The sequence below is a fragment of the Collinsella sp. AF02-46-1 genome, assembly GCF_003465825.1.
Classification (GTDB): domain Bacteria; phylum Actinomycetota; class Coriobacteriia; order Coriobacteriales; family Coriobacteriaceae; genus Collinsella.
In genome coordinates this window covers 1-25819 of record NZ_QSBV01000024.1, presented here as the reverse complement: position 1 = coordinate 25819, position 25819 = coordinate 1, and the positions used below count along the sequence as shown (strand labels likewise).

At 57.8% G+C, this 25819-nt stretch carries 24 protein-coding genes; 4 read left to right on the top strand and 20 right to left on the bottom strand.

Annotated elements, in window-relative coordinates:
* The first annotated feature begins 141 nt into the window (after positions 1-141).
* Entirely contained in the window at positions 142-1008 is an 867-nt protein-coding gene (locus DWV20_RS09050; RefSeq protein WP_117758506.1) for a DegV family protein, read from the top strand.
* A gap of 72 nt (positions 1009-1080) precedes the next feature.
* Here the strand turns inward: DWV20_RS09050 and DWV20_RS09045 are convergent, their stop codons facing one another.
* Together DWV20_RS09045 and DWV20_RS09040 are read right to left on the bottom strand one after the other, a co-directional pair.
* Positions 1081-1692 carry a DUF1836 domain-containing protein gene (locus DWV20_RS09045; protein ID WP_187361898.1) on the bottom strand — a complete coding sequence of 204 codons (612 nt, stop codon included), beginning with the start codon at positions 1690-1692 and terminating at the stop codon, positions 1081-1083.
* A gap of 154 nt (positions 1693-1846) precedes the next feature.
* Positions 1847-2785, bottom strand: a complete 939-nt coding sequence (locus DWV20_RS09040) for an NAD(P)/FAD-dependent oxidoreductase (protein ID WP_089573367.1) — start codon at positions 2783-2785, stop codon at positions 1847-1849.
* A 118-nt stretch (positions 2786-2903) separates the two neighbouring features.
* Here DWV20_RS09040 and DWV20_RS09035 point away from each other — a divergent pair, with 118 nt between their 5' ends.
* Complete coding sequence (locus DWV20_RS09035) at positions 2904-4205, top strand: glycosyltransferase (RefSeq protein ID WP_118256837.1); 1302 nt, start codon at positions 2904-2906, stop codon at positions 4203-4205.
* 393 nt (positions 4206-4598) lie between these two features.
* Here the strand turns inward: DWV20_RS09035 and dut are convergent, their stop codons facing one another.
* Genes dut through DWV20_RS09020 form a run of 3 tightly spaced genes read right to left on the bottom strand, consistent with a single transcriptional unit; the run spans position 4599 to position 5991 of the window.
* A complete protein-coding gene (gene dut, locus DWV20_RS09030) occupies positions 4599-5042 on the bottom strand; it encodes a dUTP diphosphatase (RefSeq protein WP_117654786.1) in 444 nt (147 codons plus the stop codon).
* Between the two features lie 4 nt (positions 5043-5046).
* The gene (gene nrdR, locus DWV20_RS09025) at positions 5047-5490 is read right to left on the bottom strand and encodes a transcriptional regulator NrdR (protein ID WP_022093781.1); all 444 of its coding nucleotides are present in this window, start codon (positions 5488-5490) and stop codon (positions 5047-5049) included.
* A gap of 51 nt (positions 5491-5541) precedes the next feature.
* A complete protein-coding gene (locus tag DWV20_RS09020; protein ID WP_158561607.1) occupies positions 5542-5991 on the bottom strand; it encodes a LysM peptidoglycan-binding domain-containing protein in 450 nt (149 codons plus the stop codon).
* Positions 5992-6154: 163 nt separating this feature from the next.
* On the opposite strand from DWV20_RS09020, the gene lexA reads away from it, so the two are divergent.
* Both lexA and DWV20_RS09010 read left to right on the top strand, forming a co-directional pair.
* A complete protein-coding gene (gene lexA / locus DWV20_RS09015) occupies positions 6155-6799 on the top strand; it encodes a transcriptional repressor LexA (protein WP_040359862.1) in 645 nt (214 codons plus the stop codon).
* The gene (locus DWV20_RS09010; RefSeq protein ID WP_089573371.1) at positions 6799-7503 is read left to right on the top strand and encodes a heparan-alpha-glucosaminide N-acetyltransferase; all 705 of its coding nucleotides are present in this window, start codon (positions 6799-6801) and stop codon (positions 7501-7503) included. The genes lexA and DWV20_RS09010 overlap by 1 nt, the downstream gene beginning before the upstream one ends.
* Here the strand turns inward: DWV20_RS09010 and hflX are convergent.
* The 15 genes from hflX to DWV20_RS08935 all read right to left on the bottom strand — a co-directional run bounded on the left by hflX (position 7488) and on the right by DWV20_RS08935 (position 25562).
* Positions 7488-8777 carry a GTPase HflX gene (hflX, locus tag DWV20_RS09005; protein WP_117654789.1) on the bottom strand — a complete coding sequence of 430 codons (1290 nt, stop codon included), beginning with the start codon at positions 8775-8777 and terminating at the stop codon, positions 7488-7490. The genes DWV20_RS09010 and hflX overlap by 16 nt on opposite strands.
* On the bottom strand, positions 8777-9715 hold the full coding sequence (gene miaA / locus DWV20_RS09000) for a tRNA (adenosine(37)-N6)-dimethylallyltransferase MiaA (protein WP_117654790.1): 939 nt from the start codon (positions 9713-9715) through the stop codon (positions 8777-8779). The genes hflX and miaA overlap by 1 nt, the downstream gene beginning before the upstream one ends.
* A complete protein-coding gene (gene miaB, locus DWV20_RS08995; RefSeq protein WP_022094691.1) occupies positions 9715-11085 on the bottom strand; it encodes a tRNA (N6-isopentenyl adenosine(37)-C2)-methylthiotransferase MiaB in 1371 nt (456 codons plus the stop codon). The genes miaA and miaB overlap by 1 nt, the downstream gene beginning before the upstream one ends.
* Positions 11086-11130: 45 nt before the next feature.
* Entirely contained in the window at positions 11131-11448 is a 318-nt protein-coding gene (locus DWV20_RS08990) for a stage V sporulation protein S (RefSeq protein ID WP_006235982.1), read from the bottom strand.
* 74 nt (positions 11449-11522) lie between these two features.
* On the bottom strand, positions 11523-12608 hold the full coding sequence (locus DWV20_RS08985) for an ATP-binding protein (protein ID WP_006235981.1): 1086 nt from the start codon (positions 12606-12608) through the stop codon (positions 11523-11525).
* A 1-nt stretch (position 12609) separates the two neighbouring features.
* On the bottom strand, positions 12610-14160 hold the full coding sequence (gene rny, locus DWV20_RS08980; RefSeq protein ID WP_118256836.1) for a ribonuclease Y: 1551 nt from the start codon (positions 14158-14160) through the stop codon (positions 12610-12612).
* Between the two features lie 257 nt (positions 14161-14417).
* On the bottom strand, positions 14418-15110 hold the full coding sequence (locus DWV20_RS08975; RefSeq protein ID WP_089573376.1) for a regulatory protein RecX: 693 nt from the start codon (positions 15108-15110) through the stop codon (positions 14418-14420).
* A gap of 11 nt (positions 15111-15121) precedes the next feature.
* Complete coding sequence (gene recA, locus DWV20_RS08970; protein WP_022094695.1) at positions 15122-16270, bottom strand: recombinase RecA; 1149 nt, start codon at positions 16268-16270, stop codon at positions 15122-15124.
* 257 nt (positions 16271-16527) lie between these two features.
* Positions 16528-17058: a CinA family protein gene (locus tag DWV20_RS08965; RefSeq protein ID WP_117758511.1), complete on the bottom strand. Its 531-nt coding sequence runs from the start codon at positions 17056-17058 to the stop codon at positions 16528-16530.
* 12 nt (positions 17059-17070) lie between these two features.
* On the bottom strand, positions 17071-17619 hold the full coding sequence (gene pgsA / locus DWV20_RS08960; RefSeq protein WP_231500751.1) for a CDP-diacylglycerol--glycerol-3-phosphate 3-phosphatidyltransferase: 549 nt from the start codon (positions 17617-17619) through the stop codon (positions 17071-17073).
* Between the two features lie 99 nt (positions 17620-17718).
* Positions 17719-19068 (bottom strand): 30S ribosomal protein S12 methylthiotransferase RimO, encoded by a 1350-nt coding sequence (gene rimO, locus DWV20_RS08955; RefSeq protein WP_117877505.1) that lies wholly within the window; start codon positions 19066-19068, stop codon positions 17719-17721.
* Positions 19069-19095: 27 nt separating this feature from the next.
* On the bottom strand, positions 19096-19593 hold the full coding sequence (locus DWV20_RS08950) for a YajQ family cyclic di-GMP-binding protein (protein WP_117654798.1): 498 nt from the start codon (positions 19591-19593) through the stop codon (positions 19096-19098).
* A gap of 26 nt (positions 19594-19619) precedes the next feature.
* The gene (locus DWV20_RS08945; RefSeq protein ID WP_118256835.1) at positions 19620-21113 is read right to left on the bottom strand and encodes a RodZ family helix-turn-helix domain-containing protein; all 1494 of its coding nucleotides are present in this window, start codon (positions 21111-21113) and stop codon (positions 19620-19622) included.
* On the bottom strand, positions 21113-23890 hold the full coding sequence (locus DWV20_RS08940) for a DNA translocase FtsK (RefSeq protein ID WP_233539814.1): 2778 nt from the start codon (positions 23888-23890) through the stop codon (positions 21113-21115). The genes DWV20_RS08945 and DWV20_RS08940 overlap by 1 nt, the downstream gene beginning before the upstream one ends.
* 1 nt (position 23891) lies before the next feature.
* Entirely contained in the window at positions 23892-25562 is a 1671-nt protein-coding gene (locus DWV20_RS08935; protein ID WP_022094702.1) for a ribonuclease J, read from the bottom strand.
* Positions 25563-25819: the final 257 nt, after the last annotated feature.

Genomic DNA, 25819 nt, shown 5'->3' with positions numbered 1-25819 from the left:
TGAATGTGGGAGGTGTTCGGATAAAGTCGATAATCAAGGCCATAAAATCAGGATGGCTATCTAGTATTCAAAACTAGATAGCCATCCAATCAATCAAAAAGATGGCTATAATTGTTGGGGAACAATTAGAAAGGACCCTCAATGAGCTGGGCACTTATCTCCGATTCGAGCTGCAATCTTCGCGATTGGCAACCAACCGCACCTCATACCACCTTTGCATTTGCACCCCTTAAGATCCGAGTGGGGGAGCGTGAATTCGTTGACGACCTCTCGCTCGATGTTCACGAGCTTAATGTTGCCATTCAATCGGAAGCCGGCGCATCATCGAGCGCCTGCCCAAGCGTAGGGGAGTGGGCTGAGCTCTTTAAGCTCGCTGACAAGACGATTTGCATGCCCATCTCCGAGGGCGTCTCGGGAAGCTACAATGCCGCGGCCACCGCGCGTGACATGGTGCTTGCCGAAGAGCCCAACCGTCAGATTCATTTGGTTAACTCGCGAGCCGCAGGTGGCAAAATGGATCTGATCTTCTTGCTGTTCGACCGCTATCTTACGAGCAACCCGGATGCCTCCTTTGAGGACGCCTGCGCTTACTTCGATAGCTTGGAGCAGAACAGCAAGATCCTCTTTAGTTTGTGCAACTACGAAAACCTTGCGAAGGCCGGACGTATCCCTAAGGCGGCCGGCGTTATTGCTAACAAGCTCAATATCCGCATTTTGGGCACGGCGAGCGAAGCGGGCAAAATTGAACTCGTTGGGCACACCCGCGGCGAAAAGAAGATGCTCACCAAGATTGTCGACACCATGGAGGCCGAAGGCTTTACCGGCGGCGAGGTCGTTATCGACCATGTCGAGAATGAGGCGGGCGCCCAAGCACTTGCCAGCCGCATTGTGGAGCATTGGCCCGGCTCCAAGACGATTATCATGCCCTGTAACGGGCTAGATTCATACTATGCCGAGATGCACGGCCTCATTATCGGCTACGGTATGGGCGTGGCGTCGGGCCGATAATATCCAACTAGACAAACGTATGGGCGGGATAAGGAGCCATTGGCTCTTTATCCCGCCCATCTTATACCTCGGTTAGCTATTAAACCCATTGAACTTGAGATAGCTCATCAGATACGCCTTCGAAACGAAGGACGATACCGCACTGCGCACGAGCAACGATTCGCGCGTAACCTGATGTGCGGTATCGGGCACGGGAGTCTGCTCAACAGAAAACGCCGCACGAATCGATGCCTCGAGCTGATCGACAACATAATCGAAAGCCGTCGGAGCGTCGTAGCTCAAGCGCTGAATATTAAAGAGCGCCTGAACCGCAGCGATGGGCAGCACCTGCTTAAAGATACAAATGGCGATGAGACGCGCAATCTGCTCACGGCCATACTGCTTTTTAACCGGAGCAGGAACGAGGCCGACCTTTACGTAGTTATTGATCATCGATGGCGTGATAACGGGTTGCTCTACGCAAATCGAAAGCGGCTCCATCCACAGCGCAACATATTCAATAACCTGATCGCGATAGAGCGTTACGTTGGGCAGCTGGTCATAGCGTGGCAGGCTCAACGCGTTGAGTTTACCCACCATATCGGACTGAATAAATGCATCCGGCAGAACCGTCGGCTGAATATCCTCAGGCTTAATGCTGACCGACGTATCGGACATCGGGATAACATGTTTAGCATGGTTCATAAGAGGCCCCCGTTCGTTTTCTATATTGTATTCTAGGTTATATAGTTTTGCATACTACATAGCCGCAAAGTAAAAGTGGTTGGACGGCACATTGATGCACTGTCCAACCACTATGTTTAAAGATAGCAACCTTACATAAGATATATTATCGTACTTATCCACGGAGAAACGCGTATGCGCTCGTTGCCGCTATGGCTCCGTCCGAAACAGCGGTCACAACCTGGCGTAAACGTTTGGAACGGATATCGCCAGCGGCAAATAGACCTGGCGTGCGGGTCGCCATGGATTCATCAGTCAGAATGCCGCCATCAGGCGCCAGATCGACTAGATGCTCAACAAGCTCGGTATGTGGCTGCGTCCCCGTAAAGACAAAGATGCCAAACGAGCCGGGCTCAAATGACTCGGCATGAGTTTCCCCAGATGCATTGTCCTTAAAGGTAATCGTCGTTGGCATGGCTTCGCCCGATAGCTCCACAATACTAGTTTGGTACCTAACTGTAATATTGTCCTTTGCGAGTACTTTCTGAACAACACCATCCGGCGCACGGAACTGGTCGCGGCGCAGCACGATGGTCACACTGCTGGCAATGTCGGACAGGAACAGCGCCTCTTCGCATGCCGAATTGCCACCACCGATTACAAAAACCTGCTTGCCGCGGAAAAACATGCCGTCACATGTTGCGCAATATGAAACGCCACGACCGCGATACGTATCCTCGCCTGCGAAACCTGCCGGACGCGGCGTGGCACCCATGCAAGCGATAACGCTCGAGGCCAGCGTATCGCCCATATCGTGATGCACCGTAAACAACGCTGCATCGGCATCGTAATCGATACCCGTAACCATGCTCCATGTAACCTGTGCTCCCAGGCCCTCTGCATGCTGCTGAAAACGCTCGCCGAGTTCGGCGCCACTCAGGAGCGGGAAACCCGGATAGTTCTCGACCTCATTGGTTGTGGCGATCTGCCCTCCCGACATGCCCTGCTCAATCACGGTCGTCGTAAGGTTGGCACGCGCAGCATAAATGGCGGCAGCATAGCCCGCGGGGCCGCCACCGATAATCGCAACATCGATCGGCTTATCGGTAGTCATGAAGCGTCCTTTCGTCGAAACGTTGTCGTTCTTTGCGCTCGTACCCAAATTTACGTGAACGTGACACTCATGCACTACAATGATAAATCCGTATTACAAAGCTGAAGGGGAGTTATCGATGGACCAGGCGCAGACGAGTGACGACGCTCCCCTGCTCACGCACAGCACTCCCCAATCGGAGCAAACCACGCTCCTGGCTCAGCAAAAACCTCTCGTGACCATCGTGCACGCCTCCGTTGGCTCGGGCCACAAGGCCGCCGCAAATGCGATAGCGCAGGCATTCGACCTCATCCGCGGCACCAATGGCATCCCCGAGGATATTGAGATTGAAGTGCTCGATATCCTTGATTTTGGACGTATTAAATTCGACGGCAATAAGACCGCGGCTTCTTTTACGGGAGCCACGCGCCCCATTTACGACCTGACCTGGCGATATACGCTTACGGGACATCTTCTCTGGGGTGGCGGAACGGCATGGTCGCGAATTATGTTCCCCGCCTTCAACGAATATATTCGTAGCCGCAGGCCCATAGCCGTGGTTGCAACGCACATCACAGCAGCCAATGTTGCCGTGGGCGCCCGCGTAATTACGGGTATCGATTATCCGGTCATCTGCGTACCGACCGACTACGAAGTCGAGGGATGGTGGCCCCACAAGGACACCGATTTATTCTGTGTTGCCAACGAATTTATGGCCGAAACGCTGCGTCCGCGCAAGGTGCTCGAGACAAAGATTCGCATTACCGGCATTCCTATTCGCACCGGATTCGACACGGATTACGATCGCGAGGAAGAGCTAGCTAAGTTCAACCTCCCCACCGACAAGACCGTCGTGCTGGTAATGGCCGGTGCCAGCTTGCCTCAACCGTACGTTCGCTTTCGCGCGGAGATGGACCGCACCCTCCCCTTCCTACGCAGCTTCGAAGACATGCACTTTGTCTTTTTGCCGGGCAAAGACACCGAATATGCCACCCGCCTCAAAACGCTCTTCGACGCCATGAAGCTCGAAAACGTCACGGTTCTGGACTATGTCGATGATATGGCAGCGCTTATGCTCGGCTGCGACCTGGCAATTCTCAAATCGGGCGGACTCACCGTCACCGAATGCCTGTGCGCACACCTGCCGATGATCCTGTTGGGCAAGTCCTATGGCCAGGAAAAGGCCAACACCACCATGCTCACCGGCATGGGCGCCAGCATGCATGTCACCACCGCACGAGAGCTCATCGTGACGTTGCGACATCTCCACGATCATCCTGAGTCGCTCAAGGCACTGCTCATCAACGGCGAAGTACTACGCCGCCCCCACGCAGCCGAAGAAATAGCCATCGCAACCATGGAGCTCGTAGGCAAACCCCAAAAGCGCAAACGAGCCTTCTGCCGCTTCTACTGGGGCGGAAAACCCGCGCACATCCGCTAGCGTCTTAATTTCCGCTTGCCTGCGGGAGGCCCCTATATATCATCCCGTGCTCAAACATTCTCGCTTCGCTGCGAAACTGCGCGCGGGACGATATATAGGGGCCTCCCGCAGGTAAGCTGCGTTAACGTACCAGCGGCTATACCAGATTCCCCACCAGTAGAATCTGCAAAGGGGAACCAGAAAATATAAATACAGTAAGTCGATGCGACAAAGGAGGCGTCCCTTCATCGCATCGACTTACTAGAAAAGTAAATATTGTTTCAAGCGAGTAGCCGCCCGCCCGGGGCTTACCTATATCGTTCCACGCGCAGTTTCGCAGCGAGCGAAGCGACGCGAGAATGTTTGAGCATGGAATGATATAGGTAAGCCCCGGGCGGGAGGGATACGGGCGCCCTAGGCGATGCCGCTGGAGCCGAAGCCTCCTTTGCCTCGGTCGGTTTCGTCTAGTTCTTCTACTTCTATGAGATTGACCGTGGGGACTTCTTGGATGACGAGTTGGGCTATGCGGTCGCCTTTATTGATTTGAATGTTATTGGAGGGATCCAGGTTGATGAGGATAACCTTGAGTTCTCCTCGGTAGTGGGCGTCGATGAGGCCCGGCGTATTGACTATAGACAGGCCCTGCTTGATGGCCAAGCCGCTGCGGGGCTGGACGAAGCCGGCGTAGCCATCGGGCAGGGCGATGGCCAGCCCCGTAGAGACCAGACGGCGTTCGAAGGGCTTCAGGACGCAGTCTTCGTTGGAGCGTAGATCCAAGCCGGCATCGGTGGGATGGGCGTATTTGGGAAGCTCGAGGGTGGGGTCGAGACGCTTTATGTTGACGGTAATGTTGGACATGGAATCACCTTAGCTTGTCGAGCTCTTGCAGAAATTCATCGACGTCTTTGAAATCGCGGTAGACCGAGGCAAAACGGATGTACGCAACCTTGTCGATCTTGGCCAAGCGCTTGAGCACCATGTCACCCAACTCATGGGACGTGACGGCCGTCAGCGTGCGAGAGCGAAGCTCGACCTCGATGTCATCGATAATCTCATTGAGCTTCTTAGTGTCGATATCGCGCTTGATGGTGGCGCGCATCAAGCCGACAAGAAGCTTATTGCGATCGAACCGCTGCTTAGTTCCATCTGACTTAATGACCTCGATAGGGTCCTCGCATCGCTCAAACGTTGTAAAGCGGTAGTTACACGAGCAACATTCGCGACGGCGCTTAATGGTGTTATTTGACTCCTGCATACGGGAATCAACGACGCGGGTATGTGCCTTGCCGCATTTGGGACAGCGCATGGTACCTCCTCTTAAACGATAACAAGGGTACCATGCGCAGCGCGATAATGATTACGAACGAGCAGGAACCTTAAGATGCGCACCGGCGGCGAGCGAACCATGCTCCAGATGATTGACGCTACGGATCATGTCGGAAGTCTCTTGCGTGGAAAGGCCTTCGATTGGATATTCTTCGGCAAGCGACCAAAGAGAATCGCCAGGCTGAACGCGAATGGTCTCGTAGGTAATGTTGGAAACGGACTCGGCATACGCGGCGTGACGAGCGCTAAAGACCGACATAGCGAGGACAAAGAAGAGCGTAAGCGCAACGGCGACGGCGACAATCGTCGGAACCTTCAGGGCAACGCGGGCCGGCGCGACTACAGCCTGCTGATTGCGCGCAGGCTTTACGGTCAAAGGCTGAAAGCCGGAGCGGCCACCCTGAACAACCGTAAAAGTGGGTTCTGCAGGCGTCTCGAGCTTAAGGGCGAGGTTTCCCTGGACCATATTCGTTACGTTCATCATGTTCTCCTCTCGCGTGTTTTGCTGAGAACAGTTTTATCAAGCCGCGCGGACAAAAATGTCTAGCGCGAGAACGAATGTTCGGTTATTATTATCTTCGAACAGTTGTTCCTGTCAAGCAAAATTCGAACATTTGTTTGACATGGGTAGAGAGGATGCCCTGATGGCTCGCAAAATTACCAAGCGTCAGCAGCAAATTTACGACTTCATCAAGGAATATCAGCAGGAGAAGGGTTATCCGCCCAGCGTGCGCGAGATGGCTTCTGCCGTGGGCCTTTCCTCCCCCAGCACCGTGCACGCCCATCTCTCTGCCCTGGAGGCGCGCGGGCTACTCAAGCGCGATGCCACCAAACCGCGCGCCCTGGAACTCTTTAACGAGGATGGTTCCTCTGTCTCAATTTCCAAATCTGACGAGCCCACCGCACCTCGCGGAACGGTCTCGCTACCGCTCGTTGGTCGCGTCGCGGCTGGGATTCCCATTCTGGCAGAGCAGAATATCGAAGACACGTTTACTATCCCGACCGAAATCGCCACTGATCAGGGTTCCTTTATCCTTGAGGTGCATGGGAGCTCAATGATCAATGTCGGCATCTTCAATGGCGATTACATCATCGTCCGTGAACAAAAGAGTGCCATGAATGGCGAAATTGTCGTGGCCATGATTGATGGTTCGGCGACCGTCAAGACGTTCTACAAGGAGCAGGGGCGTGTGCGCTTGCAGCCCGAGAACGACACTATGGAACCTATCTATGCAACGAATCCCGTTATCCTGGGCAAAGTCGTCGGCTTGATGCGCCGGTTCTCGTAATGCAAAAACGCATAACCATCTTTGATACCGTCCGCGGGTTTACGATGATTTCTATGGCAGGTTTTCACGCTTGCTATGATCTCGCCTACCTGTACGGCTGGGATATGCCTTGGTTTACCCAGACTGTCTTTCAAGACGTCTGGCGAGCCAGCATCAGCTGGGTATTTTTGTTTATCGCGGGTTGGATGTGCACGCTCTCACGCAACAATGCCAAACGAGCGGCTAAGTACGCTGCCGCAGCTTTGGTCGTCTGGATCGCAACAACGCTCGTATCGGTCGACGATTCAGTGAACTTTGGCATCATTTATTGCATGGCGGTGTGCACCGCGGTGGTTGCGTTCACCCGTCCGTTACTCCAAAAATTACCGGGCTCATGGGGCATCGCAGCGTGCCTTGTTCTTTTTGCCCTAACCTGGGGCATTCCAAAGGCGGTCTACCCACTCCCCTACCTGGCATGGCTTGGATTCCCGGGCCCGGGTTTTGTTTCGGGAGATTACTATCCGCTCATACCGTTTGTCTTTATGTACCTTACCGGCTTTTTTGCTGCCCAGGCAGCACAAGCATCAAGTCTCGAAGCGCCAGCATGGGCATACGCCAATCCTATCCCGGCGCTCGCAGTCCTGGGTCGGCATGCCTTACCGTTCTACCTGCTCCATCAGCCAGTCATTCTAGGCGTGCTAGAAATCGTTTATTCCGTACGATAGCGCTCGAGCCGCGGTGCAATACGAGCCGGCAACTTCGCCACAATGCGAACGCCGTCCTCGAGATATTCCTCATGCAGAAGGGTTCCCTGCTCATGCACCAGCGTGATGAGAGCGCCCTCGCGATACGGGATATCAGCGGAGAGCAACACATCGGTGGCAGCTGCCTCGCGAGCAATCCGGTCGACGAGATCGTCGAGCCCCTCGCCCGTTTGGGCCGAGAACAGAACGGCCTCCGGATAGCGACGACGGAAACTCAATCGATCGACGCTATCGAGAAGATCGATTTTATTGAATACGGTCAGCGTTAAACGCTCTCCGGCGCCGATCTCATCAAGCACGCGGTCGACAGCCTCCAGCTGCCGCTCATAGTCCTCGTCAGACGCATCTACGACTTTGAGAATTAGATCGGCACCCAAAACCTCGGACAGCGTCGATTTAAAGGCATCGACCAGACCATGCGGCAGCTTTTGAATAAAGCCGACGGTATCGGTAATCGTCATGCCGCGACCGCCGGGCAGACGATACGAACGCGTCGTCGGGTCGAGCGTAGCAAACAGCTTGTCCTGCGAAAGTACCGTAGAGCCGGTCAGACGATTGAGCAACGTCGATTTACCGGCATTGGTATAACCGGCCAACGCGACGCGAAACGCCGGTGACTCAATGCGACTCTTGGATTGAACATCGCGACGCTGTTCAACCTGCTTGAGCTCACGACGAAGCGCAGCGATCTTATTACGAATAAGGCGACGGTCGACCTCGAGCTGACTTTCGCCCTGACCAAAACGTGAGCCGATGCCGCCGCGCGTCTGCTCCTTGGCGAGATGGCTCCACATGCCACGCAGGCGAGGCAACAAATATTGAAGCTGTGCCAGCTGTACCTGCAGGCGTCCCTCACGCGTCTGAGCATGCAGGCCAAAGATATCCAGGATCAGTGCTGTACGATCGATAATCTTTACCGGCTCGCCCACAGCTTTCTCCAAATAGGATTGCTGCGAGGGCGTCAGGTCGTCGTCAAAAATAACGACATCGGCATCCATGCGATGCACCAGGCCGCACAGCTCTTCTACCTTGCCGGAACCGATAAACGATTTAGGATACGGCTTTACCAAACGCTGCGACAAGCGTGCCACGCACTGAGCACCAGCTGTGTGGGCAAGACGCTCCAGCTCATCAAGCGAGCGATCGAGCGGCCATGCATTGTCGCGCCACTCAACACCAACTAAAATGGCACGCTCGGGCTCGGGTGCCGTGGGAACAAGGGGGAAACGGGCCATTAGGCAGCCTCAATACGATGCAGGATATCCTCAACGACCTCATCGATCGTACATTCATCCATATCAAACCACACGATACGGTCATCGCGCTTAAACCACGAAAGCTGACGCTTGGCATAACGACGCGAACGCATCTTAATGAGTTCGCGAGCCTCATCCATGCTCATCACGCCATTGAAAGCATCAATGATCTCTTTATAGCCAATTGCCTGCATCGACGTCAGGGCATCTCCCAGCCCCTGGCCCATAAGACCGCGGACCTCATCGACAAGACCCTGCTCAAACATCAGATCGACGCGCTGGTTAATGCGCTCGTAGAGCACCTCGCGATTACGCGTCAGACCAAACCATAGGGCATGATAATGCTCGTGCGGAACACTAAACTGCGACTTTTGCTGCGCATAGGAGACGCCATCATCATGCATCTCGAGCGCACGAATCACACGGCGCACGTTATGGGGATGAATAACAGCAGCCGATTCTGGATCGCGCTCGGCAAGCAAGGCATGCAGTTCTTCCTCGCCAATACGCTCGGCAAGCTCCTGATAGCCCGCACGACGATCGTCCTCAAGTTCACCCGAGGGAAAGTCCATCTCATCGAGGGCGGCCTTGAGATACAGCCCCGTACCTCCGCAAAAAACCGGCAGGCAACCCGAACCAAGGAGACGTTCAACATGCGCGCGAGCGTCGGCCTGATAAAGCGCAGCAGAATATGCCACACCCGGCTCTACAATGTCGACGAGACGCAGCGGCGCCGTGCACTCATCGGGCACCATCTTTGCGGTACCGATGTCCATGCCGCGATAGATTTGCATCGCATCGCACGACAGCACTTCGGACGAAAGACGAGCTGCCAAACGGTCGGCAACATCACTCTTACCAACCGCCGTCGGACCGACGATCGCAACGGCGGAAAGACCTGCCCCGGGAGAAACCATTAGCGCGGCTCGCCCACAACGGAGCCGGACAAATACCAGGTCTTGGCAACGTCAACGTCAACATCAACGATCTTACCAACAAGCTGATCGATGCTGTAACCCTCGGGGATAGGCGCATGCACGGTCTGATTCTTGGGACTCTTGCCCAGCAGGACCGCGTCGTTCTTTTTACTCGTTCCCTCAATGAGCGCCGGAACCACAGTATGAAGCTCACCCTGGTTATACTCGTGTGCCGTGGTCTCGATAACCTTAACCAGACGGTTGAAACGCTCGAGAATAACCTCATGCGGCGTAGGATCGTCAATCTCGGCGGCCGGGGTACCGGCGCGCTTGGAATAGATGAAGGTATAGGCCTGAGCATAGCGGACCGTCTCGGCAAGTGAGAGCGTCTGCTCAAAGTCTTCTTCAGTCTCACCCGGGAAGCCAACGATAATGTCGGTCGAGAGCGCGATATCGGGCATGCGGTTGCGAATGCGATCGACAAGGCCCAGATAGTCCTCGCGTGTATAACGGCGATTCATCTCTTTGAGGATCCGCGTCGAACCTGACTGGACGGCCAAATGCAGCTGCGGCATAACGGCAGGCGTCTCGGCCATGGCGTCGATGGTCTCGGGCAACAGGTCCTTGGGATGCGAAGACGTAAAGAAGATGCGCTCCACGCCCGTATCGCCCACGGCACGCAGCAGATCGGCAAAACGCGGCTTGCCAAACAGATCGCGACCATATGAGTTAACGTTTTGGCCCAGCAGCGTAATCTCACGCACGCCCTGGCGCACCAAACCGGTCACCTCGTCGACAATCTCCTCGAAGGGGCGGCTCTTTTCGCGACCACGCACGTACGGCACGATGCAATAGGTGCAGAAATTATTGCAGCCCGTCATGATGGGCACCCAGGCGTGATACTGAGTCTCGCGATGCCACGGCATGCTCATGGCATCCGTATCCTCATGCTCATTGGTACGGATATGACGCTTGCCATCAAGGAACGCCTCGGCAATGAGCTCGGCCACATGCGCGATGGAATGCGTGCCAAAGATGACATTGACGTTATCGACGTTGGTGAGCAGGCCCTCGCCATCGCGCTGCGCGATGCAACCGCCAACGGCAACCACGCGCTTGCCCGAAGGCGAAGGCGGCAGGCTTTTGCAGGAATTGCACTGACCGTACAGGCGAGTATCGGCGGCCTCGCGCACGCAGCACGTCATGAAGACAACGATATCGGCATGCGCGGGATCGAGCGCCATGAGGCAGCCATACGAATCAAGCAGACCGCTCACACGCTCGGAGTCGTGCTGATTCATCTGGCAGCCAAAGGTGCGGATAAAGTAGGTTTTACCGGCAAGAATATCGCGTACGGAACGCTGGTCCATGTGCATAAGTCCTAACGATGGGGAGCGAAACGAGGCAAGCAGAAGCTATGCCACAGGCTTAACATCATCCATGACGACGTTATCCATAGCAGCTCGATTGATCTGGTGAACGTAGATAGAAAGGCGGATGGCCGTGCGCGACTCCCCGTTAATGAGGATGTCGGAGAACACGGGCGCGCAGGAAATATCAAAACCGGTTGGAATCAAAAAACCGCGCGCGATAGCAACGGCCTTAATGGCCTGGTTGACGGCACCGGCGCCGACACACTGGATGTTGACGGGTACACCATCCTTGACCATGCCGGCGATGGCGCCGGCAACGGACGCGGGCGATGATTTGCTTGATACCTTCAGGCAATCCATGAAGAAACTCCTGCATTTAAAAGTACGTTTTAACTGCAATAACTGTATCGTACCGAGTGGACTCGGTAAAGGCACTATTCCTCTTTGGCAAGATCAAAGGTCACGGTGATTCGATCACGCGAAACACGGATCTTTGGGTCGCCGCAAAGGTTGAGATAGTACCGGGCGGCAAGGTCATTAAAGTCGCGTTCCACAGCGCGCGAAAACTGTGCCATGTCATCCTTGGCAATACGTAGCCCGCGACGATCCTTCGCGAGATCGACAGGAGCCGGCGCATGCGAGGACGAATCACGCTCGCGCAGCAGACGCGCGGTCACACCGCGAACGGGCTTAATCTGCCCTGCCAAAATGCGATGGGCCGTGCGCTCGGACATCTCAAGACCCAAACCCGAACAAATACGGATAAAGTCCTCGGCATCAGAAGCAAGGCCTAAACGATCGACAACCGGAAGCTCGCTCTCGTCATCAATGAACAGGAGACGAGACGTATCGAGCCGACTTGACGCCTGAGCATAAAGGGTCGCGGCAATCTCAGACGGAGAACCAAGATAGACATCGCAACCACGCAACTCCTCGAGCGCAAACTCACAAGCAGCGCGAATAATATTATGTGGACCGCGAGCGCAGACATAACGTCCGTCCTCATCCTTGACGGCCTGGGGCCAGCTGGACTGATCGGCACGCTCACTGAGGCGGTCGGCCGCAACGCTCACCTTGAAGGCTGAACCAAGATCGACGCCGGACGTGACCACACGGGCCTCGTCGGTGTTCTGCTTAATCGAAAACAATGCCATGCCACGACCGTGAACGCCCCAACGGTCCATCTTCATGCTCTCGAGCTTGGAGGTAACGCGGGCATCAAAGATTCGCTCTTGCATATCCTGCGGAACGCCCGAACCGTTATCCAGAAAGACAAGCGTGCGGACGCCATCTTCCTTGGTCGTGGCGAGATAGACCTTGTCGGCGCCGGCATCGCGAGCATTACGGAGCATTTCGATGACGATGTCCTCGACATGCTGAATGTCGTGCTTAGCCTGGCGCCGCTCGGCCTCCGAAACGCGGAGGCGGACATACCCCTCGCCAAGGTTCTCCTCGACGCGAAGGTTGCCCTCCCCCGACATCGACGCGATAAATGAGATGAGCTCGTTCGCGTCGCTCATGTTATTTAGCGATATCGACAGCGCGGCTCTCGCGAATCACGACAACGCGCACCTGACCGGGATACTCCATCTCTTCCTCGATCTGATGGGCGATATCGTGAGCCAGAACCGTGGACTGGGCATCGGAAATCTTGTCCGGCTGGACCATGACGTGGACCTCGCGACCGGCCTGCATGGCATAGGTACGTTCGACGCCGTCATGGGAGTTGGCGATCTCCTCGAGCTTCTCAAGACGCTTGATGTAGTTCTCGGCAGACTCGCGACGGGCACCGGGGCGAGAGGCAGAGACAGCATCAGCGGCCTGCAACAGGACATCGAGTACCGTGTTGGGGTCGACATCGGCATGGTGAGCCTCAATAGCGTGGACGATAACGGGCTTCTCGCCATAACGGCGGGCAAGCTCGGCGCCGATGACGGCATGCGGGCCCTCGACGTCGTGGTCGATTGCCTTGCCCAGGTCATGAAGCAGGCCGGCGCGCTTGGCGGTCACAACGTCCAGGCCAAGCTCGGAAGCCATCACGCCGCACAGATCAGAGACCTCGAGGGAATGCTGAAGCACGTTCTGACCAAACGAGGTACGGTAGCGCAGGGCACCAAGGGTCTTGACGATCTCGGGGTGCAGATCGTGGATGCCGGTATCGAAGGCAGCCTGCTCGCCAGCCTCGCGCACGCGCTGCCGAACCAGGTCGGCGGCCTTGTGATACATCTCCTCGATACGGGCAGGGTGAATGCGGCCGTCGGCGATGAGGTTCTCGAGGGCGACACGGGCGGTCTCACGACGGACCGGGTCGAAGCTCGAAAGAACGACTGTCTCGGGCGTGTCATCGATCACGAGGTTGACGCCGGAAACCTGCTCGAAGGTCCGGATGTTGCGACCCTCGCGACCGATGATACGGCCCTTGAGGTCATCAGAGGGAATGTGCACGGAGGTAACGGTGACCTCGGCAGTGTGGTCGGCAGCGCAGCGCTGAATCGCCAGAGACAGAATCTCCTGGGCGGTCTTGTGGCACTCGGCGCGAACCTGCTGCTCGGACTCGCGAATGATCGTGGCGGCCTCGTGGGTGACCTCGCCGCGAACCTTATCGAGGAGCTCCTTGTGGGCGTCCTCGCGGGTAAGGTCGGCGATACGCTCGAGCTCGGAAGTCTGCTTTGCACAGAGCTCCTCGAGCTCACGGGAGCGCTTCTCGACCTGACCGGCCTGGCTGGACAGCTGATGCTCGCGCTTGTCGAGAGCGTCGTTGCGGCGATCAAGGGATTCCTCGCGCTGCATCACGCGGTTCTCGAGCGTACGAATCTCGTTCTTACGCTGCTTGTCCTCGGCCTCGGCGGCCTGCTTGTTCTTGATGATCTCCTCTTTAGCCTCGAGCAGAGCCTCTTTTTTGAGAGTCTCGGCCTGACGCTTAGCATCACCGATCAGGGACTCAGCCTGTGCGTGTGCCGACTGGATTTTTTCGTCGGCCTCGTGAAGACTACCCTGCTTGGCGGTGCGCATGTAGGCAATGGCGGCGATGGCACCCAAAACGATGCCAACGAGCGCTGCGATGATAGGCATGCTCACTCCTTTTTATGGATTCGTTACACAACAAAGCGAACCGTCCTTACGAACGGCTCGCGACATTTGAGTAATATGGGCGCAGCTTATGCGGGTCGGATACAGATAAACATATAAACAAACTCATCACAGATGAGCACATATCACAAAGCAAATGACGCTGTTTATCGTACGTTGAACCACAACAACTGTCAAATAAATGCCCCCAACACGGCGGCTAAAACACGGTGAGCGGCAGGGCCACAAAACGCATACGCCTAAACCGCACATTCCTCGCGTTCGGCATCGAGACGTGCCTTAACGGCATCGGCGGCGATATGATACGAGAAGCCCTTGCCCATCAAAAACCGAACCAGTTTTTCGAATCCGCGCGTCTCTGGAACACGCCGCTTGGCGAGCAGGGCTGACGCACGCGCCAAATCGTCTTCGACGGCAAAATAATCCTCGGGATAACCGGGAATGTCATCGAGCACGACATGACGGCGCTTGAGCTCGGTCTCGATTTTGCGCTGTCCCCAACCGCGCCGCTTGCGCTCCTCGATAAAGTACGAGCAAAAGCGGTTCTCGTCTAAAAAGCGATACTCGGTGGCGCGCTCGACGGCGAAATCGATCGCGGTCTGGTGAAAGCCGTAGCGAGCCAGCTTGTCACGGACCTCGCCCGTCGCATGGTCGCGGCGCGATAACATCTCGGTCACCATGGTAAGTGCACATTTACGCTCGACGAGCTGCACCGCCTCACGAAAGTTGTCCCAATCACAGGGAAGATCGGGGCGGTTTTTGACATACAGGCGCGCGACCCGCACGGGAATCCAAATGGACCGCTCAAAACCGCCCTCAAGCTCACAATCGATATGTGCGCAAGGCTTTTTGGACGCATACCCGCTCGAGAACGAGGAGGCCGCCTTCTTATCGGGAAAGACGACCGTGGCCTCGGTCACCGTATACGACATGAGCGTAACCGCTACTCGTCGTCATCATCGAGCATGGCGGAACCATCGATGGCGTAAAGCTCGTCAAACTCCTCAGGCGCAGGCTGATCGGTCAGCTCGACCTCGGATGGAGCATCGTCGTCAAACTCAAGCCCGCAGGCAAGGCGGACCTTATGCTCAATCTCGTCGGCGCAATCAGGGTGTTCGCGCAGGAACGCCTTGGCGGCCTCGCGACCGTTGCCGAGCTTGTCCTCGCCATAGGCAAACCAGGAGCCCATCTTCTTGCAAATGCCGCACTCGACAGCCATGTCCAGAATCGAGCCCTCCTTAGAGATGCCCGTACCGTACATGATGTCGAACTCAGCAGAACGGAACGGAGCTGCCACCTTGTTCTTAACGACCTTGGCGCGCACGCGGTTACCGATAACTTCATCCTTAAGCTTAATGCTGTCGATGCGGCGAATGTCGATACGCACCGAAGAGAAGAACTTAAGGGCGCGGCCGCCCGTCGTGGTCTCGGGGTTGCCGAACATGACGCCGATCTTCTCTCGCAGCTGGTTAATGAAGATGCATGTCGTGTTGGACTTGGACAGCGAGCCGGCGAGCTTGCGGAGCGCCTGACTCATCAGACGAGCTTGCAATCCGACCGTGGTATCGCCGATCTCTCCCTCGATCTCGGCACGCGGGGTCAGCGCGGCGACGGAGTCGACGACGATGGCATCGATGGCGCCGGAACGCACGAGCATGTCAACAATCTCGAGCGCCTGCTCACCCGTATCAGGCTGGGAAATCAGTACCTCGTCGATATCCACGCCAATGCGCGCGGCATACGTGGGATCGAGCGCGTGCTCGGCATCGATAAATGCCACCACGCCACCCATTGCCTGGGCTTCGGCCAGGATCTCGAGCGAAAGCGTCGTCTTACCGGAGGACTCAGGACCGTAAATCTCGACGATACGGCCGCGCGGCACACCGCCGATACCCAGAGCGGCATCGAGTGCCAGAGCGCCCGTGGGGATGGCCTCAACCTCAAGCTCGGGGCCGCCGTCACCATACCTCATGATGGAGCCTTGACCGAACTTCTTCTCGATCTCGGCCTTGGTGGTGGCGATCATCTCATCGCGCTCTTTACCCGTCGTGCGAGCATGAACGGTACGTACGGGACCTGAATTCTTGGCCATGAATAGCCCTCCTCTTAACAACCTGCATCGATAATAAACGAACGGCTGTTCGTGGTCAACCGTTCAGGCCAATCATATGCAGGCAGTCTTTCCAAAACCCAACCAAACGCCGACCAAACACTGACCAAATGCTTGACCACAAAGGGGCAAATAAGAACAAGAAAGGCAAAAATACACCTATGACCAGCGCAAACGCTAAATTCGTCAGGGGTCCCCATCTCCACAATTAAGGGGCCCGAAGGCCCCTTAAAACACGTCTATTCCATAGAGTTAAGCACAAGGACAATGCGTCCCAATGCCTCCGCGACCGCATGGGCACGAACACACGAACGGTCGCCCTCATAGTGGCAGCGCACAGAGTCCACGACCGGCACTTCCCCATCAGCCGCGCGATACGCCCAGCCAATATAGAAAGTGCCAGCCGGATCGTCCTCAGTGCCGCCGCCGGGGCCGGCATAACCCGTTGCGCTCACTGCAATATCGCTCTGGTACAGCTCCAGCGAACCCGCCGCCATCTCGCGCGCGGTCTGATGCGACACCGCGGTATAGCGGTCGAGCGTCTCCTGATCAACGCCCAAAACGCGATGCTTGATCTCATCGCAGTAGGTCACCGCACCGCCACGCAGCACCGCCGAGGCGCCCGGGATATCGGCAATCGTCGAGGCGATCATACCTGCCGTCAGCGACTCAGCCGTCGAAACCGTCACGCCCCGAGCGCTCGCGCGCTCGACAATATGACGCGCCAGCTCCTCGTTATGTGCGGAAATCTGCTCAAAAGAGTCCGTCATACCCACCAGGACCTAGACCGAAAAGACGATCTTGCGGCAGTTCCAGAAGTACTGGGCGCCCGAGATAACGGTCAGGACAACGGCAACGGCGTACAGGAAGCGCGACACCGAGTAGATGCCGAGCGTCAGCGCCAGCGGGCCAAGGTGCAAGCCGGCCATCGCAAAGACGCACAGGTAACCGCAGATGGAGACCATCGTAGTCGCCGTCTTGTACTTGCCAAGCTTATCGGCGGCAACGACCACGCCGGCGGCACTCGCGACCATGCGAAGGGCGCTCACCAGAAGCTCACGGAACAGGATAATGAACACGGACCACACGGTCACAGCGCCAAAATCCAAGAACAGCAGCAGAGCCGAGAACACCAGCAGCTTATCGGCGATGGGGTCCAAGAACTTACCGAAATCGGTAATCTCGTTGCGCGAGCGCGCCAGATAACCGTCGACCTTATCGGTGCACGACAGGATAACATACAGAATGAAGGCAGCGGCGGCGAGCGGGCCGTCGAAGGTGCTCCAATCTGTACCGGCAACACTCGTGTGAGAAAGCGCCGACACGATCATGAACACCGGGATAAAGACGATGCGAACGCACGTCACGATGTTGGCGGGCGTCCAAACACTCGTCAGTTCCTTATTGCTCTCGTTTGCCACGATGCTCTCCTACTCCACAACATGGCCGATAAGCTCATAGCAGAAGCTATCGGTAAACTCGACCGTCAGAATATCGCCCACGGACGCCTCGCTGGCGTCCAAGTGCACCGCGCCATCGGAATCGGGCGCCTGGAACCAAGCATGGCCGATCAGCTCGGCGCCGTCCTCGGTCTCCTCGATGCCGTCGACGATCACCTGGGCGCGCTCGCCCACATGTGCGGCGGTGGCGGCAAAACCGAGCGACTCGGCCAGGTCCATGGCCTCCTGGGCGCGCTCGAGCTTGACCTCCTCATCGACCTGACCCTCCATCTTAGCGGCCAGGCTGCCCTCCTCCTGCGAGTAGGCAAAGACGCTCGTGTAGTCAAAGCCGACGGTGTCCATAAAGTCGATAAGGTCGCGGAACTCGTCGTCGGTCTCGGTCGGGAAGCCGACCATGGCCGTGGAACGGATCACGATGCCGGGGATACGCTCACGCAGATCGCGGAACAGGTCCTCGAGCTCCTGGCGCGAACCAGAACGGCGCATAGCCTTGAGGATGCGCGCGTCGCAGTGCTGCACGGGGATATCGATATAGGGCAGCACCTCGGGCGTATCACGAATCGTCTCGATAAGCTCGTCAGTCATGCCCTCGGGCTGCAGGTAGAGAACACGGACCCAGACGTTGTGCGGGCGCACGGCCTCGGCTACGGCGCGCAGCAGCTGCGCCAGATTGCGCGGCGAGCCCTCGGCGACGTCACCATCCGCAAAGTCGGTGCCCCAGATGCCAGTGTCCTGGCCGATCAGCACGACCTCTCGCACGCCACCGGCAACCAAGTCGCGCACCTCGGAGATAATGCTCTCGGCATTTCGCGAATGATAGCGACCGCGAATATAGGGAATCATGCAGAAGCTGCAGAAGCGGTTGCAGCCATCGGAAATCTTGACGTAGGCGACAGCGCCCTCGACGGTGCGCTTGACTTGCGGAATATAGGCGGCAATCTCGCGCTCGACGCCCAGCACGCCATCGATGACCGCCACGATGCCATCCTCCTCGTCGGCCTTCACAAAGGCAGCGACCTCGGGCAGCTCATCGGGCAGGTCGTCGCCATAGCGCGACGGCACACAGCCGCACATGACGATGGGGCAAGAACGAACGCCGTCCTGGACCTCGTTGGCGAGCTCGAGCGTGGTCTCGATGCTCTCGGACGTTGCGGAGGCAAGGAACGAGCACGTATTGACGATGGCGATATCGGCGTCCTGCGGGTCGAATGCCTCCTCGTAGCCTGCGGCGGTCAAAAGAGAACGCATGCGGTCGGTGTCAACCTCGTTCTTAGCGCACCCGAGGGTGATGTAGAGCACGGAGCCCAACGGTGTATCCATGTTGGAGAGCAGTCCTTTCGAATGATATTAGCGGTAGTTGGTGAACTGCAGCGGCTGGCCGTAGTCCTGGTCGCGCAGGAACTGGATAACGGTCTGCAACGCGTCCTTCGAAGCAGAGGAAACACGCAGCTTCTCGGCCTCGATGGTCACCTTGACCTTGAGCTTTTGGTCCTTGATGTCCTTATTGATCTTCTTGGCGGTCGCCTGGTCGATACCCTCGACGATATGGCCGAGCACGCGCACGGTGCCGCCCGATGCCGCCTGCGGAGCATCCCACGAGACAGCCTTGAGGTCGATGCCGCGCTTGATGAGCTTGGAGCTCAGGACATCGATGATCTGCTTGGAGACAAAGTCGGCCGGGGCGTTGATCGTAAAGAGCTTGTCGCCCTTCGAAAGCTCGATCGTGGCGCCGGAATCCTTCAGGTCATAGCGCTGGGAAATCTCGCGCGTGGTCTGCTGGAAGGCGTTGTCGACCTCTTGCATGTTGACCTCGGACACGACGTCGAAGCTGGAATCTTTAGCCATGATGTTTCCTTTCGCGTACGAACGGCTTAGTAGCTATCGTACGAATAGTCGGTAGAATCGGTGGGCGTCTGGCCGTCAGTTGCGGTATCGGCGCCATCCGTGGACTGGGCATCGGTGCCGTCGGTGGTGTCGGCACCATCAGAACTTTCACCATTCTCGGAATCAGTCGTCTCCTTCTTGGGAACGGCGATCGTCACGCGCGCCACGCCCGAGGTCTTGGTATCGTAACGGACCTTTTCGCCGTTCTTGGTAACGGTGACATCGGAAGGCTTAGACGTGGTGATCTCGATCGAGGACTCGGGCGTGTACTCCTGCTCAAAGGGGCCAGTCGCCTGAGCGCCATAAACCGACTTTCCGTCGACCTTGACCTCAATCCACGCGGTCTTTCCCTTGGCAACGGAGACCTTAACCTTTGTGACCTCGTTCTCTTCCTTCTTGGCCGTCGTCTTGGCGGCGTCCGAATCAGTCGACTCGTCAGTCGGCTCATCGGTGTCTTCGTCCTCGTCGACCGTTTCGGTCTTCTTAGAAGACTTCTTGGTCGTCGTCTTGGTAACAGCGGGCGTCTCGGGCGTGGTCTCGGGCGTCGAAGATGCGCAGCCGCGCAGAAGTACCACGATGAGCACGATCAGCAGCAACGCCACGGCACCGATACCGGCGTAGACGATACGCGGATCGAGCCCGTTGTTTTGAGGAGCACGGGAACCGCCGCGTCCACGACTGGAACTGCTGCGGCCGCCTCCCTGAGGCATACGGCCACGATTGCTATCGGAACGGCCGCAATAGCCACCCTGGCCCTGAAGGCTGCGCTGACCCGAGCGGGGCGCAAGTTCACCGCGGCCTTGATAGCCACGCTGGCCCGCACGCGGAGCCGAAGAGCGCTGGCCATACGGCTGTGGTTGAGAGCGAAGACGCGGCGTCACCTGCGTGGTATCGGCGTCCGCATAGCCACTGCGAGAGCGTCCGGTGGAGATACCACGGTGACCGCGATCGGAATAGCCGCCGTCGCCGTAGCCGGCACGAGGGTCACGCGCCACGCCGCGGGCAGCGGGAAGTGCACGGTCCTCGGGCATCGGCGTACTGCGGAACCGGTCACGCTGCGAGCGAATCTCCTCGCCCGAACCCGTCTCGGTAATATAACCGGCCTGCTGAGGACGCTCTCCATAGCGAGTCGAACGACCGCCCTGAACCATCAGAAAGCGCCCGTTATCGACAGAGGAACGCGAATTGACGTAGCCGGCGGCGTCCTGGAAACGACCGCCCTGCTGCGACGTCTCGCGTTCGTATGCCATCAGTTCGTCAAAGTAGGCATTGACGACCTCGCGCGGATTGAGGCCCAAAAAACGAGCATAGCTCGAAATCATGCCCTGCGCATAGCCGCGCGGCGGCATCGAAGCAAAGTTACCGGTCTCGAAAAACTCGATGATCTGCGGCCTGATTTTGATGGTGTTGGCGACCTGCTGAATGGAAAGGCCCATTCGGCGACGCTGCTCGAGCAGCATGTCACCAAAGCGTGCAGCCATCAGAATCCTCCAAACTCACGATCTTCACGTGCCATCTCGGCGTCGACAGATTCCAGCGCGGCAAGCCCCTCCTCGTCCAACAGGACCTCGCGCGGCTTGGAACCGTCGGGCGGGCCGACGACACCCTTTTCTTCCAGCATGTCCATAATACGCCCGGCACGCGCATAGCCAACCTTCAGGCGGCGTTGCAGGCCAGATGTGGAGCCCAGCTGCGATTCCACCACAATATGGGCGGCTTCCCAAATGAGCGGATCATCGTCTTGCGGCTCGGCGACTCCGGTGCGGACAATGCCGCCGCCACCAGCCATGGACATGGAAGCGGGCGCCACGGCGGACAGAATCTCCTCGTGGTAGTCGGGCTCGCTCTGCGACTTGACGAACTCGACAATCTCGTTGATTTCGTCGTCCGAGACAAAGCAGCCCTGGATACGGCGGGGCTTGCCCCAGTCGACCTTGGAGAACAGCATGTCGCCCAAACCGGTGAGCTTCTCGGCACCCATCTGGTCGATGATGACGCGCGAGTCGATGCCCGTGGCGACGTTAAAGGCGATGCGGTTGGTGATGTTGGCCTTGATAAGGCCCGTCACCACGTTGGAGCTGGGGCGCTGCGTGGCAACGATAAGGTGAATACCGGCGGCGCGGCCCAGCTGTGCAATACGCACGATCGAGGCCTCGACATCCTTACCGGCGACCATCATCAGGTCAGAGAGCTCGTCAATGATAATGACCAGGTAGGGCATCTTTTGCGGCGGGTTGTCGTAATGCTCAAACTCGCCGGCGGCCTGCTTTTCGTTATAGGTCGAAATCTTACGGACGTTGAGGCGTTCGAATACCTTCAGGCGGCGCTCCATTTCGGACACGGCCCACTGCAGGGCGCTCGCGGCCTGCTTGGGCTCGGTCACCACGGGCACATAGAGATGCGGCAGACCGTTATAGCCCGCAAGCTCGACGCGCTTGGGGTCGACCATGATCAGGCGAACGTCCTCGGGAAGGGCGCGCATGAGCAAGGTCGTGATGATGGAATTGATCATCACCGACTTACCAGAACCGGTCGTACCGGCGATCAACAGGTGAGGCATCTTGGCGAGGTCGGCGACGACCGGCGTGCCCTCGGCGTCGCGGCCGATGGCAAGCTCGAGCGGACCGCCCTTCACATAGGGCAGCACGTCGCCCAGATTGACGTTCTGGCGCTTGCGGTTGGGAATCTCGATGCCCACGAGCGAGGTGCCGGGGATCGGGGCAAAGATACGCACCGACTGGGCAGCGAGCGAAAGCGCGATATCGTCCTCGAGGCTCGAAATCTTGCTCACGCGCTCGCCCTCGCCAGGTTGCAGCTTAAAGGTCGTCACCGTGGGGCCGGCGATCCAGCCGACCACGCGGGCACTGCGGCCAAACTCAAGCAAGGTGGATTGCAGTGACTCAGCGGTCTGCTCCAGCTCCTTATCCGAAGACGCGGCAGAAGCCGACTGCGGCTTGGCATGTAGGATTTCGAGCGGCGGAAGCTTGAGGCCGTCCTCTTCTTCGCCCTCGTTATCTGCGGCGCCGCCGTCCGCTCCCCCATCACGAGCCGCAGCCGATTCGACAGCACTCGTGGCAGGCGCATCGGCAACCTTGGGATGCTTTAAGAAGTCGGGAATCTGAGGTGCGGCCGAAACAGGGTTCACGGCAAACGGCGGCTCGGACTCGTCAACCTTGTCCGGATCGTCCTCCATCGAAAGCTGTCCAGTGACCTGACCGCGCTTGGCGTGGCGACGCGGCAGCAAGGTTGTCTTGGCGGTCTCGAGCGGAGCCTCGTCGTCCTCGTCGTCACCCTCGGTGAGCTCAATCTCGCTATCGGACCAAGACGGGTCGGGCTCGCTTGTGTTGAGCTTGGGAACCGTCTTGCCCTTCTTGGCATGGCGGCGCGGCAACAGCGTGGTCTTAGCGCGCTCGGCCTCCACGGCCTCGGACACGTCGACAAACGGGTCATCGTCCTCGTTGTCATCCAAAACCGGGTCGACATCGCCACCCATGACCGTGGTCACCGCGGCGTCAGTCCCCTTCTGGCGCAGAATGCTCAGGTGCGGACGAGCGACGCCGGGAACAGACAGGGCCTCTTCATCGCCCCACGGGCTGGCGTTGACATCGGCACGACGGCGTTCGGCAAAATCGGCAGCGCGATCGCGCGCGGAACGCAAAACACCGCCCACCGAAAAGCCGATAATGACCAAACCAACGACGACAAGCCCCAGCAAGACAACCATGGCGATAGGTTTACCCAGGGCGTTTTGCAAGGCACTTGCGATAAAGGCGCCAATGTAGCCGCCCGACACGGAAAGGTTCTGCGGCGTAAACATAAGGTCGCACGAATCGCTCGTGCCCGGCACCATCAGCGAAAGAATGGAGACGACGGCGATAAAGACCACGGCGCCGCCCGCGACAGAGCGCACGTTGAGCGGCGAGTCCTCACCCAAAAAGAGCGTGGCGGCAAACAGCAAGATGACGATCGGCAGCACGTAGGCGCCCAGGCCAAAGCCCAGGTGGTAGAAACCGGCAACCGCAGCCGTCACGGGCGCTGTTGCCGGAGAGATCACGGCAATGAAGGACGCGATCGCCAAAACGGCGATGACCACACCGGCGATATCGCGATTGGCCGAAGGCTCGACCAAGGGCTCAAAATCGTCGAAGTCTGCCTCATGGCCCTTATTGGCACGCAGATGGGAACCGGCACCCTTAGCAGATGCCGGTTGGTTGTTGGCTTTATTGCCTTTGGCGTTTTGTGCAGATCCGCGCGCCAAACTAAACCTCCATGACGACCGGGATGATCATCGGACGGGTACGCGTACGGCTCCAAATGAAGTTGGAGAGCGAATCGCGCACGGCCTTGCGAATGGCATCGGAGCCGCTGCTGGTAAAGCTGAACTTGCCCTTCTCGATCGTCTTCATAATGGATGCGGAGGCATCCTCGGAGAACTGGTCGTCGATGGCAAACGAGACGCCGCGACCCGAGAACTCGATAGCCTCGATCTTCTTGTGCTTGAGCGAGACGATAGCAACGGCCGTGACCATACCGTCATTGGCGAGCTTCTGGCGATCGCGCAGGACGATGGGGTCGGTATCGCCGATACGCAGGCCGTCGACGTAGACGACGCCGGACTCGACGGGCGTACCACGCTTGACGATACCGCCGCGCATCTCGAGCGTGTCACCGTTATCGAGGATAAAGATATGATCGTCCTTGAGACCCATCTTGCGGGCCAGCTGAGCATGGGCGCGCAGATGCACGGCCTCACCGTGAACCGGCATAAAGTACGTGGGCTTGGCCATGGCCATCAGGAGCTTGAGCTCCTCCTGGCTACCGTGACCCGAGACGTGGACGAGAGCGCGGTTCTTATCCCACACATCGCAGCCGAGCTTGGCCAGGCTGTTGACGACCTGCTGGACGGCTTTCTCATTGCCGGGAACAGGAGTTGCCGAGAGGATAACGGTATCGCCCTCGTGGATGGAGAGCGTCTTGTGCTCGCCATTGGCCATGCGGGACAGGGCCGACAGCGGCTCTCCCTGCGAGCCAGTGCACATGACGACGATCTTGTCGTCGGGCAGGTTATCAATGTCGAAGGCATCGATGATATCGGCATCATCGATGTTGAGATAACCGAGCTCGCGCGCCACGCGGGTGTTCGTGAGCATGGAGCGACCGGTCACAACGACCTTACGGCCGCACTTGCGGGCGGCATCGCAGATCTGCTGCAGACGATGGATGTGGCTCGAGAACGACGCGACGAACACGCGACCCGGCGCGTTCTTGATGGCGTGCAGCAGGTTGGGACCAACCTCGGCCTCGGACTTGGTAAAGCCGGGAACCGTGGCATTGGTGGAGTCGGAAAGCAGCAGGTCGATGCCCTGCTTTGCAAAGCGGCTGATAGCGGCATAATCGGGCGTGACGCCGTCGATGGGCGTCTGGTCGAGCTTAAAGTCGCCGGTGTGCATAACGGTGCCCTGATTGGTGCGGATGAACACGCCCAGAGCGCCGGGGATGGAGTGCGTCATCGAGAAGAAGTCGAGCGAGATGCCGCCGAGGTTGACATGGCTGCCGCCCTTGACCTCGCGGAACTTGGGTGCGCGGATGCGGAACTCAGAAAGCTTGCCCTCGATAAAGCCAAGCGTCAGCTTGCTCGAGAAGATGGGCACCTTATTGTTGAGGTCCTGCAGCAGATACGGAAGCGAACCGGTGTGGTCCTCGTGGCCGTGAGTGACGACGATACCACGGAGCTTCTCCTCGTTCTCCAGAACATAGGTGTAGTCGGGAAGCACCAGGTCGATACCAGGCTGGGAGTCATCCGGGAACATGAGGCCGGCGTCGACGAGCACCATGTCGTCGCCGCACTCGAAGACCGTCATATTCTTGCCGATGCCGTCAAGGCCGCCAAGCGGGATGATCTTCAAGGGAGATGATTTTTTAGCTGCCATAGGTTAGTGTGGTTTCCTTTCTTCGAAACGGGTCTGGAACAACCGACGGGGCGCTTCTGGCAAACCGACCGCCGGGAACGTACAAACATGCATCGCAGAGTCGATGCAATAACCACAGTATGATACCCATTTGCACAACAACAGACCACCCATGCATGAAAGCCCCATCCAAACCGGTCTATCCCGCCGGTTTCCCGTGGGGCGGGCACTGATGAAGTTTCCTGCTCTACAGTCCTGCTCACGACGGAGGCCACATT

Coding starts and splice junctions, on each gene's coding strand:
- DWV20_RS08990 (WP_006235982.1), bottom strand. CDS start 11,448: ATGGATTGCCTGAAGGTATCAAGCAAATCATCGCCCGCGTCCGTTGCC.
- DWV20_RS09040 (WP_089573367.1), bottom strand. CDS start 2,785: ATGACTACCGATAAGCCGATCGATGTTGCGATTATCGGTGGCGGCCCC.
- DWV20_RS08985 (WP_006235981.1), bottom strand. CDS start 12,608: ATGAGCGACGCGAACGAGCTCATCTCATTTATCGCGTCGATGTCGGGG.
- lexA (WP_040359862.1), top strand. CDS start 6,155: ATGGCTCGCAAAATTACCAAGCGTCAGCAGCAAATTTACGACTTCATC.
- DWV20_RS08945 (WP_118256835.1), bottom strand. CDS start 21,113: ATGGCTGCACGCTTTGGTGACATGCTGCTCGAGCAGCGTCGCCGAATG.
- DWV20_RS09045 (WP_187361898.1), bottom strand. CDS start 1,692: ATGAACCATGCTAAACATGTTATCCCGATGTCCGATACGTCGGTCAGC.
- miaB (WP_022094691.1), bottom strand. CDS start 11,085: ATGGACCAGCGTTCCGTACGCGATATTCTTGCCGGTAAAACCTACTTT.
- recA (WP_022094695.1), bottom strand. CDS start 16,270: ATGGCCAAGAATTCAGGTCCCGTACGTACCGTTCATGCTCGCACGACG.
- DWV20_RS08975 (WP_089573376.1), bottom strand. CDS start 15,110: ATGTCGTATACGGTGACCGAGGCCACGGTCGTCTTTCCCGATAAGAAG.
- DWV20_RS09035 (WP_118256837.1), top strand. CDS start 2,904: ATGGACCAGGCGCAGACGAGTGACGACGCTCCCCTGCTCACGCACAGC.
- miaA (WP_117654790.1), bottom strand. CDS start 9,715: ATGGTTTCTCCCGGGGCAGGTCTTTCCGCCGTTGCGATCGTCGGTCCG.
- DWV20_RS08965 (WP_117758511.1), bottom strand. CDS start 17,058: ATGACGGACTCTTTTGAGCAGATTTCCGCACATAACGAGGAGCTGGCG.
- dut (WP_117654786.1), bottom strand. CDS start 5,042: ATGTCCAACATTACCGTCAACATAAAGCGTCTCGACCCCACCCTCGAG.
- DWV20_RS08950 (WP_117654798.1), bottom strand. CDS start 19,593: ATGGCTAAAGATTCCAGCTTCGACGTCGTGTCCGAGGTCAACATGCAA.
- hflX (WP_117654789.1), bottom strand. CDS start 8,777: ATGGCCCGTTTCCCCCTTGTTCCCACGGCACCCGAGCCCGAGCGTGCC.
- nrdR (WP_022093781.1), bottom strand. CDS start 5,490: ATGCGCTGTCCCAAATGCGGCAAGGCACATACCCGCGTCGTTGATTCC.
- DWV20_RS09010 (WP_089573371.1), top strand. CDS start 6,799: ATGCAAAAACGCATAACCATCTTTGATACCGTCCGCGGGTTTACGATG.
- rny (WP_118256836.1), bottom strand. CDS start 14,160: ATGCCTATCATCGCAGCGCTCGTTGGCATCGTTTTGGGTGCCATCGCC.
- rimO (WP_117877505.1), bottom strand. CDS start 19,068: ATGGATACACCGTTGGGCTCCGTGCTCTACATCACCCTCGGGTGCGCT.
- DWV20_RS08935 (WP_022094702.1), bottom strand. CDS start 25,562: ATGGCAGCTAAAAAATCATCTCCCTTGAAGATCATCCCGCTTGGCGGC.
- DWV20_RS09050 (WP_117758506.1), top strand. CDS start 142: ATGAGCTGGGCACTTATCTCCGATTCGAGCTGCAATCTTCGCGATTGG.
- DWV20_RS09020 (WP_158561607.1), bottom strand. CDS start 5,991: ATGAACGTAACGAATATGGTCCAGGGAAACCTCGCCCTTAAGCTCGAG.
- pgsA (WP_231500751.1), bottom strand. CDS start 17,619: ATGATCGTGTCGGCGCTTTCTCACACGAGTGTTGCCGGTACAGATTGG.